The sequence below is a fragment of the Rahnella aceris genome (assembly GCF_011684115.1).
GTDB classification, from domain to species: Bacteria; Pseudomonadota; Gammaproteobacteria; order Enterobacterales; family Enterobacteriaceae; genus Rahnella; species Rahnella aceris.
This window is the reverse complement of record NZ_JAADJV010000002.1, coordinates 436,945-454,568: the sequence shown is the minus strand read 5'-3', so window position 1 is coordinate 454,568 and position 17,624 is coordinate 436,945. Positions and strand designations below refer to the sequence as shown.

Below are 17,624 nucleotides of genomic sequence, written 5' to 3'. Positions count from 1 at the left end.
GAAAAATAAGATCGCTCAACACCATTTTTAATAAGGAAGAATAATGCAGGACGAAAAAGGATTTTCTGCAAGGAAAAAACAACACTCTTTTTTTTTCGGGACTGTTAATCATTGCGGAGTACAGCAGATATTCAAACTAAAAAGTCTGCCCTTATTAATTTTATTGGCATTTAATTATAATTCTTTTGCAGCAGAAGAATTTAGTGCGGAAATGCTCAAAGCTGTCGGCAACGGCGGTAACATGGATGGCGTCGATCTTAATTATTTTGCCAATGAAGGTGGGCAAGCACCTGGCACTTATTCTGTGGATGTCTTCCTGAATAATGAGTTAATTGAAAGACGCTCTGTTATCTTCGTTGATGTTCCTGATTCACCGGGGAAGATTTTCGGTAAAGTGACGCCTGCGCAACTCTATGAGTATGGTGTAAAAGACGACGTTTTCCCGGCATTAAAAACGCAATCTCCAGGTCAGACGCTGGAAAAACCGCTGGTAACCTATATACCAGACGCCACAGAAAAACTCGATCTGGCAGGGGGGAAGTATTACATTACTGTCCCTCAAATCGGCGTTCGGCCACATATCCGAAATGCTGTAGATCCCTCTCTTTGGGATGACGGTATCCCTGCGTTAATGGTGAACTATAACTATTCCGGCTCCGATACTGACGATGAGATCAGCGGTGACTCGCAATCTAACTATTTGAACCTGCGTAGCGGAATTAACCTTGGTGCATGGCGTTTACGTAATTATTCAACCTATGCTGATAATACCAATGATGATGGCGATAAAACGCAATCATGGGATTCAATTCAAACCTACTTGCAACGCGATGTGCGTTTCCTGCAGGGCGGGCAACTGACGCTCGGTGAATACTCCTCGCCGGGTGAAGTTTTCGACAGTGTCCAGTTCACTGGTGCGCAATTATCTTCTGATGACAATATGCTGCCGGACCGTTTACGCCAGTATGCGCCGATAATTCGCGGTATCGCGCGCAGTAACGCTCAGGTGACTATCGAGCAGGATGGCTACACCATCTATCAAACGAACGTGGCACCGGGACCGTTTTCGATTACTGACCTCTATCCCTCCAGTAACGGTGGGGATATGAAAGTAACAATCAAAGAGGCCGATGGGTCGACAACGCAATACACTCAGGCCACCAGTTCAGTGCCAATCCTACAACGTGAAGGGCGTCTGAAATACAGCGCCACGGCAGGTCGCTATCGTTCTGGCGTGGAAGATGTAGAAGAGCCTTATTTTGGCCAGTTGACCGCAATTTATGGTCTTTCGTCAAACATCACTGCCTATGGTGGCACACAGTTTGCCGATAATTATAAGGCCGCATCGGCGGGCCTGGGTATGGATATGGGCCGAATTGGTGCGTTGTCTTTAGACGTCACCCATGCAGTCAGTACCCTTGAGGGTATCGGTGATAAGACCGGGCAATCCTACCGCCTCATGTATGCGAAAAATATCGATCAAACCGATACCAACTTGCAACTTGCTGGTTATCGTTATTCCACCAAAGGATATTATTCCTTTGACGATGTGCAGAAATTTAGCGCAGAAACGGAAGACGGGCTGGACGAGTTTAATCGTACCCATAATGCTCGCAGTAAAATTCAGGCCAGCATTAATCAGAATATCGCCGACCTTGCTACGATTTATTTTAGCGCCAGTGAACAAGATTATTGGGGAGGCGATGGCAAAGAACTGTCATTACAAACCGGATTAACCAGCTCATTTAAAGGTATGACTTACGGCCTGAATTATAGTTATACCAAAAACCCGGGTATTGATGAATCCGATCAGGTTCTGGCATTTAATATGTCTATTCCGTTCAGCGCATTCATGAATTCATCTCAGGCCTGGGCAAGTTATAATATGACTTCGCGTAAAGATGGTTCAACAACACAGCAAGCGGGTGTTAATGGAACATTACTTGAAAATAATAACCTTAGTTATAGCGTTCAACAAGGTTATGAAAATAAAGGCGGCGGTGCCTCAGGGTCTTCCTCATTAGATTATAAAGGTTCATCCGGTGAAGCGCTGGTGGGGTATAGCTATACCGATCAAAATAAACAAATGACCTATGGCCTGTCAGGTGGCGTATTAGTACATGAAAATGGTGTAACGCTTTCTCAATATATGGGCGACAGTGTGACGCTTGTTAAAGCACCTGGGGCATCTGATGTTTACATTGAAAACAGTACGGGTGTGAGTACCGACTGGCGTGGTTATGCTGTCGTACCTTACGCTCAGCCGTACAAGAAAAATGAAGTGAGGCTAAGAACCGAAAGTATGGGTTCGAAACTGGATATTGCAGAACCTTCATTAACCGTTATACCGACCAAGGGCGCAGTCGTATTGGCGAAATATAATGCCAAAGTAGGCGATCGTGCGTTAATTACGATGACTTACGCAGGTGCACCATTGCCGTTCGGTACTGTAGTTTCTGTCATGGACAGCGAAACAGACAATACAGGCATTGTTGGTGAGAACGGCGAGGTCTATCTGACCGGGCTGGCAGCACAAGGGCGCTTGTTGGCGAAATGGGGTAATGGCACAGAGAAGCAATGCTATGCCAGTTATCAACTCGCGAGCACCCCGGAAACTGCTGAAGATTTGATCAAGCAAGCCTCTGCACAATGCAAATAATGATGAGAAAGATAATGAACAGACAGAATATTCCTTTATTGAAATCGATATGTAATCTGGGGTTATTCATTGCCATTGCTTTGACCTGTTTTGCCGCAAGCGCGGGGTGTCAGAATGTGCAATCTGAAAATAGGTTCAGTACGAGTGTAGGCACTTTGCCAATAACTCGTGAAACACCCATAGGCAGTGTTTTCTATACCAATGCCAATCCGGCAGGGGGGAAGAAATTTGCCGATTCTTGCACTGGTACCTACTTCTATACTATTAAAACGCAAGCCACACGTACGCCTATGGGAAATAATATTTTCGGAAGCGGGACCGGTGAAGGTAGTGCCGAAGGAATCGGTTTCAGAGTTAAAATAGACGGAGAGGTGGTCAACAATGATTCAACCGTTCTCAGAACGAGCGCGGTTTCACCTCTCATGTCACCTCAGGTCAATATTGAATTTCTGAAAACCGGCACGGTTACGCCGGGTTGGATAATTGGCGTTTTGTTTAGCGTGTATTTACATGATGATAGTGGCAACCAATACAAAGTAGGGTCATACAATTTTTTTGCGACAATTAGTGAAATTGGCTGTGATTTTATCGATTCCTCATCCATCTCGGTTCCTATGCCGCCGGTGAGTAATCAGGACTTTGATGGTATCGGCAGTGAATCGAGTAAAACGGCTAATGCAAATATCCGTCTTACCTGCGGTGCCAATACACCGGTCTATTTCCGCGTATTCAATAATGAAGGTCGCAATAATATCATTCCTGTTTCTTCAGATAGTGAAGCAAAAGGACTTGGGATCCGTCTGGCAATGAATGGTCAGGATCTGGATTTTAATACTTCTTATAATATTGTTAACACAACCCAGGAAATGGATGTCACTATTCCGTTGCAGGCACGTTATGTACAAACTGACGAGCAGATCACGGGGGGCGAACTGAAAGCCACTGCAGCATTTGTTATCCAGTATAATTAATTGCGGTAAACAACGAAGCCCCTGGTGAAAACTGGGGGCTTCGTTGTTTCTTTTTCAATGTGAAGATTCGTACACACCACCACCCGCCCCAAATGGCAGATGAGTAAATCACACTCGTCCCGATAACACGCCTTATTTTTCCATTTATCGGGATGGACAGGAGACGAGTCGTATTGGCGAAAACGACAATGCTTAAAATGAGGTTCAATCCGTGTTATTTGCTGAATATATTTTTCAGAAAAGTTAATTATGGTTATATCTTTTTGAATCATAGAAAATTTATAAGAAAAAAATATATTTTATAAAAAAAAAGTGGATTTTACTTTAACTTTGTTAAAGGTATAGTTAAGTAAGGTTTAACTAAAACTGTCTTGCAGCCTGCTATTTACTTTATATACCGTGGTGTTAATGAAAGGCATTATTTGTTTTTTTAGACAAAAACCTTATTTTTACAGAGTGATACATGAAATTTAATTGCTGGTAAGGAGACCAAAATTGAGTATCTTGACTATGATTGATGTTGAGAATACGAACTCTCGTATTTCACCAGAGGTCAGGGGACTGGACAGGATGAAAGAGAACACACTCACCGATCGTTTTAAAATGGTGAAAAATTTTGATCTCAATTTATTGACTACGTTTGAGGCTGTTTTTATTCATCGTAGCGGAACCAAAGCCGCAGATGCCCTTGGCATCACGCCTTCTGCTGTCAGTCAGGCACTGGGGCGCTTACGTGTTCATTATAATGATGCATTGTTCATCAGGGATGGTAAGGCACTGGCACCGACCACCGTTGCGATCGGGATACACGAAGGCCTGGCGGAGGCTTACGACAATTTAGTGGCGAAATTGCAGAATATCTCGTTTGATTCTCTGCCGACCCGACTTGTTGTTCACTGCTCACCTTACATTTCAATGTTTACGATAAACGTGATGCGCAAGGTACTGGATGAAATTGCACCCGACTGTGAAATAGTGCACAGCACGAGCGGCAATTCGATTGCTGAAACTGAAGATGCTCTGATTTTCCGTAAGGCTGACATCATTTTTGACGTTCATCCGCACGTTAGCCATTCCCGGGTTAGCCAGCATATTTCCAGCGAAGTGCCGGTGATGATTTGCCGCCGATCGCATCCTCGCCTTAGAGGGAGCCTGTCAAGGGAGCAGGCTGCGCAAGAGAGCCATATTTTCGTTGATTCCGAGAGTACTAGTCTTTTATCTAACAGGTTGGATGTTAATACTTTGCTGCAAGTTGACAGGAAATGTCGGTTTATCAGCCCTTCATTTCTCTCCATTATCTCGATGGTAGAAACATCCGACATGCTGGCTTTTATCACAGAACGTTTCTATGAAAAAATGAAAAATGCTTTTGATATCCAGAAGTTGTCGACGGATATGACGTTGCCTTCTCAACCGGTCTATATGGTTTACAATAAAGCAGCACTTAATAACCAGTTTTTCTCAACGCTGGTGAGAAAAATGACAGATACTTTTTTGCAGGAATTTCAGAATAATTCCCCGCGTTAATCAGGGTGTAGCAGGAATAAAAAATGCCAGTCAGGTTTCCCTGACTGGCATCTGTTTTTATAGATTTTAACATTTACATCTGGCTGAGATTACAGCGCAGCAATCGTGGCTTTCTGTTCCGCCAGTTTCACTTTCGCTTCACCACAGGCCGTCAGACGTTCGCGCTCTTTGGCGACAACCGCTTCCGGCGCACGCGCCACAAAACCTTCGTTAGACAGCTTGCCTTCGATGGAAGCAATCTCGCCGTCCAGTTTCGCCATCTCTTTGTCCAGACGTGCCAGCTCGGCATCTTTATCAATCAGACCGGCCATTGGGATCAGCAGTTCCGCACCTTCCACCAGCTTAGTAACAGAGACCGGGCCTTTGTCGCCAGCAGGCAGAATGGTAATGGACTCCAGACGCGCCAGAGACTGAATAAAGCTCAGGTTCTGTTCCACACGACGTTGTGCATCCGCACTCGCGCCACGCAGCAGCAGTTCCAGCGGCTTAGCCGGAGACAGGTTCATCTCGGCACGCACGTTACGGATAGCGATGATCGCCTGCTTGATCCACTCGAGATCGGCCAGCGCCAGTTCGTCCGCTTTTGCTGCATCAAACTCAGGGAAAGGCTGCAGCATAATGGTTTCTGCTGTGATGCCTTTCAGCGATTTCACGCGCTGCCAGATGGTTTCGGTGATGAACGGAATAATCGGGTGCGCAAGACGCAGCAGACCTTCCAGCACTTCCACCAGCGTATGACGGGTGCCACGCAGTTGCGCTTCGTTGCCACCGTTCATGACCGGTTTGGTCAGCTCAAGATACCAGTCGCAGAACTGGTTCCAGGTGAATTCATACAGAATGCTGGCAGCCAGATCGAAGCGGTAGTTATCCATCGCTTCACGGTAAGATTTCACCGTGCGGTTATATTCCGCCAGGATCCAGCGGTCAGCCAGTGACAGCTCAAGTTCGCCGCCGTTCAGGCCACAATCCTGATCTTCGGTGTTCATCAGCACGAAGCGGCTGGCGTTCCACAGCTTGTTACAGAAGTTGCGGTAGCCTTCAAGACGCTTCATATCCCAGTTGATGTCACGGCCGGTAGACGCCAGTGCCGCCAGCGTGAAGCGCAGGGCATCAGTACCGTGCGGTTCGATGCCGTTCGGGAATTGCTTCTCGGTGCGCTTGCGGATTTTCTCTGCCAGTTGTGGCTGCATCATGTTGCCGGTACGTTTTTCCAGCAGATCTTCCAGCGAGATACCGTCAATCATATCCAGCGGATCGATAACGTTACCTTTGGACTTGGACATTTTCTGCCCTTCGTCGTCACGGATCAGGCCGGTCATATACACGGTGTGGAACGGAACCTGTGGCTTACCGTTTTCGTCTTTCACGAAATGCATGGTCATCATGATCATGCGCGCGATCCAGAAGAAGATGATATCGAAGCCGCTGACGACCACGCTTGAAGGGTGGAAAGCTTTCAGGTCAGGCGTCTGTTCTGGCCAGCCCAGTGTGGAGAAGGTCCACAGACCGGAAGAGAACCAGGTGTCGAGCACGTCTTCGTCCTGAGTCAGCACGACGTCTGCGCCCAGGTTGTTCTCGCTGCGCACTTCCGCTTCGTCACGACCAACAAACACGTTGCCTTCGGCGTCATACCACGCCGGAATGCGATGTCCCCACCAAAGCTGACGGGAAATACACCAGTCCTGAATGTCACGCATCCAGCTGAAGTACATGTTTTCGTATTGCTTCGGCACGAACTGAATGTCGCCTTGCTCAACGGCTTCCACCGCAACTTTCGCCAGCGGTGCAGTGCGCACGTACCACTGGTCAGTCAGCATTGGTTCGATAACTACGCCGCCACGGTCACCGTAAGGTACGGTCAGATCGTGAGGTTTGATTTCTTCCAGCAAACCGGCTTCGTCGAAGGCGGCGACCACGGCTTTACGTGCGGCAAAACGCTCAAGGCCACGGAACTGCTCAGGGATATCGTTGGCGCATGCATCGCTTTCTTCGCCGTTAGTATCGAAGATTTCAGCGGTCTGGCGGATGTCACCATCGAAAGTCAGGATATTGATCATCGGCAGGCCGTGACGTTTACCGACTTCATAGTCGTTAAAGTCATGCGCCGGGGTGATCTTCACGCAACCCGTACCTTTTTGCATATCGGCGTGTTCATCGGCAACAATCGGAATACGACGGCCTACCAGCGGGAGAATGATCTCTTTGCCGATCAGATCGCGGTAACGCGGATCTTCCGGGTTAACGGCAACGCCGGTATCACCGAGCACGGTTTCCGGACGCGTGGTGGCGACCACCAGGTAATCTTTGCCTTCAGCGGTTTTCGCGCCGTCAGCCAGCGGATAACGCAGGTGCCACATGGAACCTTTGGATTCGCGGTTTTCCACTTCAAGATCTGAAATCGCGGTACGCAGTTTCGGATCCCAGTTCACCAGACGTTTTCCGCGGTAAATCAGGTCTTCTTTGTACAGACGAACGAACACTTCGCGCACGGCGTCAGACAGGCCTTCGTCCATCGTGAAGCGTTCACGCTCCCAGTCCACGGAATCACCCAGGCGGCGCATCTGGCGGGTAATGGTGCCGCCGGATTCTGCTTTCCAGTCCCAGATTTTGTTGATAAACGCTTCACGGCCGTAATCGTGACGGGTTTTGCCTTCTTCAGCGGCGATTTTACGTTCAACCACCATCTGCGTTGCGATACCCGCATGGTCAGTCCCCGCCTGCCACAGAGTATTTTTCCCCTGCATGCGCTGATAGCGGATCATGGCGTCCATGATGGTTTGCTGGAAAGCATGACCCATGTGCAAGCTGCCGGTGACGTTCGGCGGCGGGATCATGATGGCAAAGCTTTCTTTACTGGTGTCACCATGTGGCTTGAAATAGCCCTGTTGTTCCCAGTGCTCGTAAAGCGGCTGCTCGATGTCTTGCGGGTTATATGTCTTATCCATTTCGCTTCGTATTTTCGTCGGTCAATGTGGTGACTGAGGGCGGCGTGGCCGTCGTCAAAGAGAAACCCACGCTGCGATAGGCTTTGTAGCGTTCGCGCGCAAGTTGTTTAAGGGAATCTTCGTAAGGAACGAAGTCTACCACTTCATGGAAAGCAGTAGCAAAATCTGCAAACTCAGGCAGCAGGCTGATGAGCAAGTCGCGTGGCGCATTGCCGCGTTTTCCCGGCCAGCATAATTCTACCGGCGCGCCAAAACGCGGGCCTTCACCGGCCAGATTATGGGGCACAAAGTGGTTCGGCTCGCGTTGCCAGAGCGCTTCATCCAGGCGCTCAGCTTGTTTTTGATCTTCACATGCCAGCAGAACACGTTTGCCCATCCGGTAACGTTCAGCGGCGACCAGACAGGCCAGTGCTTCGTGCGAGCTGAGCTCGCCACTGGCGTCCGGCGCATCGAGAAGAAAGAAGGTTGCCTGTTTCATGATGAGTTCACTGTGCTGCTGAGAAAAAACAGGGGCGCAACTGGTGCGCCCGCCTGTGGAGGGGCTGGCGAACCAGACCCTGATAGTGGAGATTATATCTTATTTAGCAGAGGAATCACTCATCGCCATCCAGCCCTGCACGGTTGAGCAGGAACTGTGACAACAGCGCAACCGGACGACCGGTTGCGCCTTTGTTCTTGCCTGAACGCCATGCGGTACCGGCGATATCCAGATGTGCCCAACTGTATTTGCGGGTGAAACGCGACAGGAAGCAACCGGCGGTGATCGCACCACCCGGACGGCCACCGATGTTTGCCATATCCGCAAAGTTAGAATCCAGCTGTTCCTGATATTCATCAGCCAGCGGCAAACGCCATGCACGGTCACCCGCCTGTTCGGACGCGCCGATCAGTTCATGCGCCAGCGGATTGTGATTCGACAGCAAACCGGTGATGTGATGGCCAAGCGCAATCACGCAGGCACCGGTCAGCGTAGCGACGTCAATCACCAGCTCAGGATCGAAACGCTCAACGTAGGTCAGTGCATCGCACAGCACCAGGCGGCCTTCGGCGTCCGTATTCAGCACTTCGACAGTCTGGCCGGACATGGTGGTCAGAATGTCGCCCGGACGGAATGCCTGGCCGCCAGGCATGTTTTCACAGCCTGCCAGCACGCCAATGACGTTCAGTGGCAGATTGAGTTCAGCCACCACACGCATCGCACCGTAAACGGCTGCGGCGCCACACATGTCGTACTTCATTTCATCCATATCCGCGGCGGGCTTAATGGAAATACCGCCGGAATCGAAGGTCAGACCTTTACCCACGAGCACGATAGGCTTAGCGTCCGGGTTAGGATTTCCTTTATATTCCATCACCGACATCAGCGATTCGTTTTTCGAACCCTGACCCACCGCCAGATACGCATTCATTCCCAGCTCTTTCATCTGCTGCTCGCCGATAACGCGGGTCGTGATGTTGGTGCTGAATGCATCTGCCAGCTGACGGGCCTGTGACGCCAGATATGCGGCGTTACAGATGTTCGGGGGCATATTGCCGAGATCTTTCGCGGCTTTAATACCGGCTGACACCGCCAGACCGTGTTGAATGGCGCGCTCACCGCTGGTCAGTTCACGGCGGGTCGGCACGTTGAACACCATTTTACGCAGCGGACGGCGCGGCTCCGTTTTGTTGCTTTTCAACTGATCGAAAGTGTAAAGCGACTCTTTGGAGGTTTCGACCGCCTGACGCACTTTCCAGTAAGTATTACGGCCTTTTACGTGCAGCTCGGTGAGGAAGCAAACGGCTTCCATAGAACCGGTGTCGTTCAGGGTGTTAATGGTTTTCTGGATAACCTGCTTGTACTGGCGCTCATCCAGCTCGCGTTCTTTGCCGCACCCAATCAGCAAAATGCGTTCTGAAAGAATATTCGGTACATGATGCAGTAAGAGGGTCTGGCCCACTTTGCCTTCAAGTTCGCCACGGCGAAGCAGGGCGCTGATGTAGCCATCACTGATTTTATCGAGTTGTTCGGCAATCGGTGACAGGCGGCGAGGTTCGAAAACGCCGACTACAATACAGGCACTGCGTTGTTTTTCCGGGCTACCGCTTTTTACGCTGAACTCCATGCACTCTCCTGAATCTTAAAGACAAGGGCGGGAGGTACGGCTAGAATGAGTCGCCGGAGACACTCTCCCGTCATTGTGTTAACGACCTGTGTTAACCTTAAACGGCGTTAGTTTTTATTTTGGCGGCTATAAGCAAGTTCCTATAGGACACCCCAATTCTCGGTGTTGTAATACTATTTTAGCTGCGAAGGTTGCCATATGATGAGAATAAATGACGGATTAGCGATGAAACTAGCGATTTTCCTTCAAAAAGACAAGTTTTCACAGGCGTATTAAGCGTGATCATCATTAGATATCTGGTTAGGGAAACCTTCAAGAGCCAATTTGCCATTCTGTTCATTTTGCTTCTCATCTTCTTCTGTCAGAAGCTGGTCAGAGTGCTCGGAGCAGCGGTCGATGGCGATATCCCAACAAATTTAGTTCTCTCACTTCTGGGCCTTGGCGTTCCGGAGATGGCGCAGCTTATTCTGCCGCTCAGTCTGTTTCTCGGCCTGCTGATGACGCTCGGTAAACTTTATACCGACAGTGAAATCACGGTCATGCACGCCTGTGGTCTTGGAAAACGGTCACTGGTCATCGCCGCGCTGGTTCTGGCGCTATTTACGTCAGTTTTTGCCGGCGTGAATGCGATCTGGCTCAGCCCGTGGTCGTCGAAACATCAGGATGAAGTGCTGGCGGAGGCGAAAGCCAACCCGAGCATGGCCGCGATGGTCGAAGGCCAGTTCCAGCAAGCCCAGAACGGCAATGCGGTGCTGTTCGTTGGCAGTGTTAAAGGGAAGGAATTCCATAACGTCTTCCTGGCTCAACTGCGGCCGAACGGCAACCAGCGGCCTTCCGTTGTGGTCGCTGATAAAGGACATATGTTGCAGCGTGCGGACGGCTCCCAGCAGGTGATGCTGGATAAAGGCACCCGTTATGAAGGCACTGCGCTGTTGCGTGATTTTCGCGTGACGGATTTCACCGATTATCTGGCGGTTATCGGGCATCAGGCTGTACAGCTTGACCCTAATCAGTCGGATCAGATGACCATGACGCAACTCTGGAATTCCAACGAACCGGAAGCGCGGGCAGAGCTGAACTGGCGTTTAACGCTGATCGTTTCAGTCTTTATTATGGCGTTGCTGGTGGTTCCGCTCAGCGTGGTGAATCCTCGTCAGGGGCGTGTACTCAGTATGCTGCCGGCGATCCTGCTGTATCTGATTTTCTTCCTGCTGCAAACCTCGCTGCGCTCCAACGGTGCCAAAGGTAAGCTGGATCCGATGCTCTGGATGTGGGGAACCAACCTGCTCTACTTTGCACTGGCATTGGTGCTTAATGCATGGGACACCTTGCCGGTTCGCAAGATCCGCGCGCGTCTGAGAGGAGCTGCCTGATGTTTGGCGTATTAGACCGTTACATTGGTCGCACTATTTTCAACACCATCATGATGACGTTGTTCATGCTGGTGTCACTCTCCGGCATCATCAAGTTTGTCGATCAGTTGCGTAAAGTCGGGCAGGGCGGATATTCCGCCGCTGGCGCCGGTTTATACACCCTGCTGAGCGTACCGAAGGATATCGAAATCTTCTTCCCGATGGCAGCGCTGCTGGGCGCATTGCTGGGCCTCGGCACGCTGGCAACACGCAGCGAGCTGGTAGTGATGCAGGCATCCGGTTTCACCCGCATGCAGATTGCCGCCTCCGTGATGAAAACGGCGATTCCGCTGGTGTTGCTGACCATGGCGATTGGTGAATGGGTTGCGCCGCAGGGCGAACAAATGGCGCGTAACTACCGTGCGCAACAGATGTACGGTGGCTCACTGCTTTCCACGCAAAACGGAGTGTGGGCAAAAGACGGTCACGATTTTATCTACATCGAACGCGTGGCGGGTGAAAAAGAGCTGACCGGCGTCAACATCTATCATTTCAATGAAGAGAATAAACTGCAGTCAGTCCGTTACGCGTCATCCGCGACCTTTGATAATGGTGAGTGGAAACTCTCTCAGGTGGATGAATCTGATCTGACGGATCAACTGCAAATCACCGGTTCGCAGACGCTGACCGGCGTATGGAAAACCAACCTGACGCCGGACAAACTCGGTGTGGTTGCGCTCGACCCAGATGCATTGTCGATCAGCGGCCTGCACAACTATGTGAAATACCTGAAGCAGAGCGGGCAGGAAGCAAAACGTTACCAGCTGAATATGTGGAGTAAAATCTTCTCGCCACTGTCGGTTGCGGTGATGATGCTGATGGCGCTGTCGTTCATCTTCGGGCCTTTACGCAGCGTACCGATGGGGGTGCGCGTGGTGACCGGTATTTGCTTCGGTTTTCTGTTCTACGTGCTTGACCAGATATTCGGCCCGTTAAGCCTGGTTTACAGCATTCCGCCGATTCTGGGCGCATTGCTGCCGAGCGGGCTTTTCTTCGTCATCAGCATGTTCTTACTGCTGAAAAAACGCTAAATCCGGCAGTACAGATAAACAAAAAGCAGGCTCTTTTCAGAGGCCTGCTTTTTACATCTGAATTCTGAATTCTGAATATTGAGAACTGAGCCGTCAGATCTCGTTATTACGCACCAGATCGGCCACCAGATTGTTCACGCCATCGCTCATATTTTTAAACTTGGTCAGTTCGCTGCGGGTCACAACCACGAACACGCCTACACCGCGCTGCGGCACCATCGCGACATACGTGATAAAGCCACCACCGCCGCCGGTTTTCTGAATGATACGTGGCAGCAACGGCGTCGGCGCCATCGTTACCCAGCCCATTCCCAGCGAGTCCGCCATTCCCGGTACATCCATTCCTTTGAGCGAGACCAGATCCGTACGCTTGTAGTACATCTTCTGCGCCATATCGGCGGTTGTAGTGCGTTGCCCGAGGAACTGACGCATCCAGCGGCCCATATCGGCAGGCGTGGAATAAAGCCCCCCGCTGCCTGCTGCCGCAATAGTGTTGATACACGGGCTCGGACGCAGACCTTCCATCAGGCGTGAACACTGGCTGGCGTTTGGCGTCAGCGTGGTATCGACCATGCCGAGCGGCTGAGTGATTTGCTCGCGCAGTAACTGGGTATAAGGCTGATTAGCGGCTTTCGATAATGCATCGGACAGCAGGTCAAACGCCAGATTTGAGTAAGAGGCGCGTGCACCCGGCGGCACAGTCAGTTTGGCGACACTCAGCCAGCTCCAGCGATCACTTTTAGTCGGCCAGGTGAAGACGGCACGATGTGCGACACCGCCCGGCTGCTCGCGCGGCAGACCGCTGGTGTGGGTGGCGAGATTCAACAGGGTGATCGGATTTGTGCCGCTGTAAGCAGGAACGCGGGCACCGGCCGGGGCGTATTTACGCAACGGATCGTTAATACTGACTTTGCCCTGCTGCGCCATTTTTACCAGCACTTCACTGGTAATAAGTTTGGTCAGCGAGGCGATACGCACCACAGAGTCTTCACGCGGTCGCACATCGGAACCGGGACGGGTTTCCCCGAAGCTGCGGAAAACCTGCTGATTGTTATCAACGACAACCAGCGCCATTCCCATCGCGCCGCTGCCGTAAAAGATGTGTTCTGCATGGTCATCCACGACCTGCGACGCCAGACGCGCATTCTGCTGCGCGTGGCTCCATAAAGGCGTACTGGCGAAGGCCAGCGCGAGGAGCGAAAGTGAGAGTTTTTTCAACAAGCTGGTATCCATCAACAGGGCAAGATCTATTCGTGATTTGTATACTAATGCGAAGTTTGAGAAACGGCATTGGAAAAACGTGGGTAAACAGAAGATTTTTGTCAGCAAATCCTCACTGAGCTGCGGTGTATGACTGTTTTTTCAACACTTAAACCGAACAAGGCGGGATAACTATTGCGTGACCGGCTGGGCTGGGTATAATGCCCACGTTTTCCGCATACTACTTTCAGTGCCGAAGTGGCGAAATCGGTAGACGCAGTTGATTCAAAATCAACCGCCGCAAGGTGTGCCGGTTCGAGTCCGGCCTTCGGCACCAACAGTATGTAAATAGACCTCAACTGAGGTCTTTTTTTATGCCTAAAATCCAGTCCCCGCAAGGCTTTCCTCGCTTTTTCAGTCAACATAAGTCAACCTGATTCAATCTACATCAACTTACTGATGCGGGTACAAATGCGGGTATATCCCGGTTCGATAATGTTTGTACCCACACAGAACCCTTGAAAGGATACTCAACATGGCTCTGAGTGATGTGAAGGTTCGTACGGCCAAGCCTGAAGAAAAAGCCTATAAGCTTACCGATGGTGACGGCATGGTGTTGTTGGTTCACACGAACGGTTCTAAATATTGGCGGTTGCGTTATCGCTTCGGCGGGAAAGAGAAGATGCTTGCATTGGGGAAATACCCTGAAGTATCGCTAGCGGATGCCAGAGCCCGGCGTGATGAAGCACGTAAGCTCTTAGCTAACGGCGTTGATCCTAGTGAGAACAAGAAAGCTGTTCAGATAGAGCAGGAGCAAGAAGCGATAACTTTTGAAGTGGTAGCCAGGGACTGGCACGCTAGCAATCAGAAGTGGTCTGAGTCTCATAGCGCTCGTGTATTGAAAAGCCTGGAGGATAATCTCTTTGCTGCAATTGGTAAGCGGAATATCGCTGAACTAAAGACCCGAGATTTACTTATTCCCATCAAAGCCGTAGAGATGTCTGGACGTCTTGAGGTTGCGGCACGTCTACAACAACGAACTACAGCCATTATGCGATTTGCCGTGCAAAGCGGTTTAATCGATTATAACCCTGCACAAGAGATCGCTGGCGCGGTCGCTACTGCTAAACGGCAACATCGCGCTGCGCTAGAACTTAATCGCATTCCTGAATTACTTCATCGCATTGATCATTACTCCGGCAGGCCATTAACTCGACTAGCTGTGGAACTCACTTTGTTAGTTTTCATCCGTTCAAGCGAGCTACGTTTTGCTCGCTGGACAGAAGTGGATTCTGAAACAGCCATGTGGACGATTCCGGGAGAGCGTGAACCACTGGAAGGCGTTAAACATTCTCAGCGTGGTTCAAAGATGCGGACGCCTCATCTTGTTCCCTTGTCGCGTCAAGCTCTCGCCATTTTGGAAAAGATCAAAAGCATGAGTGGAAATCGAGAGCTGATTTTCGTGGGCGATCACGATCCGCGTAAGCCGATGAGTGAGAACACGGTGAACAAGGCTCTACGAGTGATGGGCTATGACACGAAAACGGAAGTATGTGGACATGGTTTCAGGACTATGGCGTGCAGTTCACTTATTGAGTCGGGATTGTGGTCGAGGGATGCAGTAGAGCGTCAAATGAGTCATCAGGAACGTAACTCTGTGCGTGCGGCTTACATTCATAAGGCAGAGCATCTGGGGGAGAGGAGGCTAATGTTGCAGTGGTGGGCTGATTATCTTGATGCGAATCGAGAGAAGGGAGTTAGTCCGTTTGATTACTCTAAAGACAAAAAACGATAGCAATGCCTTGTTATAAGTTCCTGCAGGCCAAGGTATCGCTAATTGGCATATGATCTCACTGGAACCTATGTCGGGTATTTATGCCCGACATGTATCCTGAATTTAAACATGTTGAGTATGCATGTCTTCCTGTCCATACGTTCAATGTTTTCCCAACTGATGTAATTTCATTTCAGCTTGAATTTTTTTTGTTTTTTTCGCATTTTGGGATACGATTTGCATCGTTAAGCACAACGATAAGGACCATTATGATCCGCTGCCATCTTGCTCGGCTCATGGGCGAACATAAGATGCGAATAGCCGATGTTGTTAGGGAAACTGGCCTGAGTCGCAACACTATCACTTTGCTTTACAAAGAGACGGCTCAGAAGGTTGACCTAGATACATTAGAAAGGCTTTGCGTGCTTTTTGACTGTGAAATACACGATTTACTGCAAAAGGTTCCTGCTTCGCAGAATCGTACAGAGAAAAATTAATGACACTGATTAACCTAAAAGATCTCGAAGCCCATCTTTGGCATGCCGCCCATATCATCACCGGGCCTATTGATGCGTCAGATTACAAAACCTACATTTTCCCAATCCTGTTCTTCAAGCGCATTTGTGACGTATATGACGAAGAATTTGCCGATGCGATGGAGAGCGTTGGGGATGCAGAGCTTGCCAAGGGTAAGATGTTTCACCGCATTCAGATACCTGTGAATTGTCACTGGCGCGATGTTTTCGCTGAGACCAAAGACATCGGTCAGGCCTTAAAAGACTCTTTCCGTGGTATAGAACTGGCAAACTCTAAACTGCATGGCATTTTTGGCGATGCCAGCTGGACCAATAAAGAACGCCTTTCTGATGAGTTACTAGCTACGTTACTTAATCATTTCAACAAGGTGAATCTCGGCGTTGCCAGTGTCCGTGACGATGACATGGGGCGTGCATACGAGTACCTGATCAAACGTTTTGCTGATAAAGCTAACAAGAAAGCTGGTGAATTCTACACCCCAAGAACTATTGTTCGCTTGATGGTTAATATTCTTGATCCAAAAGCCGGTGAGAGCGTTTACGACCCTGCTTGTGGTACTGGCGGTATGTTGCTCGAGACTATTCACCATGTAAAAGAAAACGGCGGTGATCCGCGCTTACTAAGAATTAAAGGTCAGGAAAAAAACCTGACCACCGAAGCCATCGCGCGAATGAACCTGTTCCTGCACGGCCAGGAAGATTTCGATATTGTTCGCGGGGATACGCTGCGTGAACCTAAGTTTTTACAAAGCGATCGTTTAGAAACCTTCGATTGCGTTGTTGCCAACCCACCGTTTAGCTTAAAGGAATGGGGATACGATCTTTGGTCAAACGATCCCTATGGCCGTAAGCAATATGGCCTGGCACCTAAAACAAATGGTGATTTTGCCTGGGTGCAGCATATGTTTGCTTCACTTAACGACAATGGGCGTATGGCTGTCGTATTGCCTCATGGTGTGCTGTTTCGCGGCGGAGCTGAAGGGACAATTCGCACCAAATTGCTGAAAGAAAATCGCATTGTGGCGATAATTGGTGTCGCTTCTAACCTGTTCTATGGCACTGGTATTCCTGCGTGTATTTTAGTGCTGCGCAAATATCGCTCGGCGGCGCATAGAGATTATGTATTGATCATCAATGCTGAAGAAATCTATACCAAGGGGCGAGCACAGAATACACTGTCCAACAAACAGGCCGATGACATATACCAAATCTATCATGACCAGGCGCAACAGGGGCCAAATGCAAAAGAAATCGAAGGCGTTGCGCGCTGGGTACCTCTGAAGGAGATTGAAGAAAATGACTTCAATCTAAATATTGCTCGTTATGTGCAAAAGCCACTTGAAGAAGAAACCATCACTGTGGAAGAGGCGCTCAAAGATTTTCAACGGAAGCTGGCTGAACTGGAAAAAGCAGAAGAGGAACTGGAAGCCCTGCTTATCAAAGAAGGGTTCGAGGCATGAGTAT

General features: G+C 49.8%; 12 protein-coding genes and 1 tRNA gene. 9 read left to right on the top strand and 4 right to left on the bottom strand.

Annotated features, from left to right (window positions below):
* Positions 1-43: 43 nt before the first annotated feature.
* The 3 genes from GW591_RS14400 (at position 44) to GW591_RS14390 (ending at position 5,157) form a co-directional block, all read left to right on the top strand.
* The gene (locus GW591_RS14400) at positions 44-2,659 is read left to right on the top strand and encodes a fimbria/pilus outer membrane usher protein (protein ID WP_013577151.1); all 2,616 of its coding nucleotides are present in this window, start codon (positions 44-46) and stop codon (positions 2,657-2,659) included.
* A gap of 14 nt (positions 2,660-2,673) precedes the next feature.
* The gene (locus GW591_RS14395) at positions 2,674-3,630 is read left to right on the top strand and encodes a fimbrial protein (protein ID WP_013577150.1); all 957 of its coding nucleotides are present in this window, start codon (positions 2,674-2,676) and stop codon (positions 3,628-3,630) included.
* Between the two features lie 495 nt (positions 3,631-4,125).
* Positions 4,126-5,157 carry a LysR family transcriptional regulator gene (locus GW591_RS14390; protein WP_205569701.1) on the top strand — a complete coding sequence of 344 codons (1,032 nt, stop codon included), beginning with the start codon at positions 4,126-4,128 and terminating at the stop codon, positions 5,155-5,157.
* A gap of 89 nt (positions 5,158-5,246) precedes the next feature.
* Here the strand turns inward: GW591_RS14390 and GW591_RS14385 are convergent, their stop codons facing one another.
* The 3 genes from GW591_RS14385 to pepA all read right to left on the bottom strand — a co-directional run bounded on the left by GW591_RS14385 (position 5,247) and on the right by pepA (position 10,207).
* Complete coding sequence (locus GW591_RS14385; protein WP_013577148.1) at positions 5,247-8,102, bottom strand: valine--tRNA ligase; 2,856 nt, start codon at positions 8,100-8,102, stop codon at positions 5,247-5,249.
* Entirely contained in the window at positions 8,095-8,580 is a 486-nt protein-coding gene (locus GW591_RS14380; RefSeq protein WP_013577147.1) for a DNA polymerase III subunit chi, read from the bottom strand. The genes GW591_RS14385 and GW591_RS14380 overlap by 8 nt, the downstream gene beginning before the upstream one ends.
* A 115-nt stretch (positions 8,581-8,695) precedes the next feature.
* Entirely contained in the window at positions 8,696-10,207 is a 1,512-nt protein-coding gene (gene pepA / locus GW591_RS14375) for a leucyl aminopeptidase (RefSeq protein ID WP_013577146.1), read from the bottom strand.
* A gap of 278 nt (positions 10,208-10,485) precedes the next feature.
* Between pepA and lptF the strand changes: the two genes are divergently transcribed.
* Positions 10,486-11,580: an LPS export ABC transporter permease LptF gene (gene lptF, locus GW591_RS14370; RefSeq protein ID WP_013577145.1), complete on the top strand. Its 1,095-nt coding sequence runs from the start codon at positions 10,486-10,488 to the stop codon at positions 11,578-11,580.
* Entirely contained in the window at positions 11,580-12,650 is a 1,071-nt protein-coding gene (lptG, locus tag GW591_RS14365) for an LPS export ABC transporter permease LptG (protein WP_013577144.1), read from the top strand. Before lptF ends, lptG begins: the two co-directional genes overlap by 1 nt.
* Before the next feature lie 93 nt (positions 12,651-12,743).
* Here the strand turns inward: lptG and ampH are convergent, their stop codons facing one another.
* Positions 12,744-13,883, bottom strand: coding sequence for a D-alanyl-D-alanine-carboxypeptidase/endopeptidase AmpH (ampH, locus tag GW591_RS14360; protein WP_013577143.1), 1,140 nt, complete (start codon positions 13,881-13,883; stop codon positions 12,744-12,746).
* A 219-nt stretch (positions 13,884-14,102) separates the two neighbouring features.
* On the opposite strand from ampH, the gene GW591_RS14355 reads away from it, so the two are divergent.
* The 4 genes from GW591_RS14355 to GW591_RS14340 all read left to right on the top strand — a co-directional run bounded on the left by GW591_RS14355 (position 14,103) and on the right by GW591_RS14340 (position 17,620).
* Positions 14,103-14,187: transfer RNA gene (locus GW591_RS14355), tRNA-Leu, on the top strand.
* 198 nt (positions 14,188-14,385) lie between these two features.
* Complete coding sequence (locus GW591_RS14350; RefSeq protein ID WP_166860870.1) at positions 14,386-15,645, top strand: tyrosine-type recombinase/integrase; 1,260 nt, start codon at positions 14,386-14,388, stop codon at positions 15,643-15,645.
* An 80-nt stretch (positions 15,646-15,725) separates the two neighbouring features.
* A complete protein-coding gene (locus tag GW591_RS24295; protein ID WP_455769641.1) occupies positions 15,726-16,121 on the top strand; it encodes a helix-turn-helix domain-containing protein in 396 nt (131 codons plus the stop codon).
* On the top strand, positions 16,121-17,620 hold the full coding sequence (locus tag GW591_RS14340) for a type I restriction-modification system subunit M (protein ID WP_166860867.1): 1,500 nt from the start codon (positions 16,121-16,123) through the stop codon (positions 17,618-17,620). The genes GW591_RS24295 and GW591_RS14340 overlap by 1 nt, the downstream gene beginning before the upstream one ends.
* Positions 17,621-17,624 lie beyond the last annotated feature (4 nt).

Coding starts and splice junctions, on each gene's coding strand:
- GW591_RS14400 (WP_013577151.1), top strand. CDS start 44: ATGCAGGACGAAAAAGGATTTTCTGCAAGGAAAAAACAACACTCTTTT.
- GW591_RS14395 (WP_013577150.1), top strand. CDS start 2,674: ATGAACAGACAGAATATTCCTTTATTGAAATCGATATGTAATCTGGGG.
- GW591_RS14385 (WP_013577148.1), bottom strand. CDS start 8,102: ATGGATAAGACATATAACCCGCAAGACATCGAGCAGCCGCTTTACGAG.
- GW591_RS14380 (WP_013577147.1), bottom strand. CDS start 8,580: ATGAAACAGGCAACCTTCTTTCTTCTCGATGCGCCGGACGCCAGTGGC.
- pepA (WP_013577146.1), bottom strand. CDS start 10,207: ATGGAGTTCAGCGTAAAAAGCGGTAGCCCGGAAAAACAACGCAGTGCC.
- lptG (WP_013577144.1), top strand. CDS start 11,580: ATGTTTGGCGTATTAGACCGTTACATTGGTCGCACTATTTTCAACACC.
- ampH (WP_013577143.1), bottom strand. CDS start 13,883: ATGGATACCAGCTTGTTGAAAAAACTCTCACTTTCGCTCCTCGCGCTG.
- GW591_RS14350 (WP_166860870.1), top strand. CDS start 14,386: ATGGCTCTGAGTGATGTGAAGGTTCGTACGGCCAAGCCTGAAGAAAAA.
- GW591_RS24295 (WP_455769641.1), top strand. CDS start 15,726: ATGCCCGACATGTATCCTGAATTTAAACATGTTGAGTATGCATGTCTT.
- GW591_RS14340 (WP_166860867.1), top strand. CDS start 16,121: ATGACACTGATTAACCTAAAAGATCTCGAAGCCCATCTTTGGCATGCC.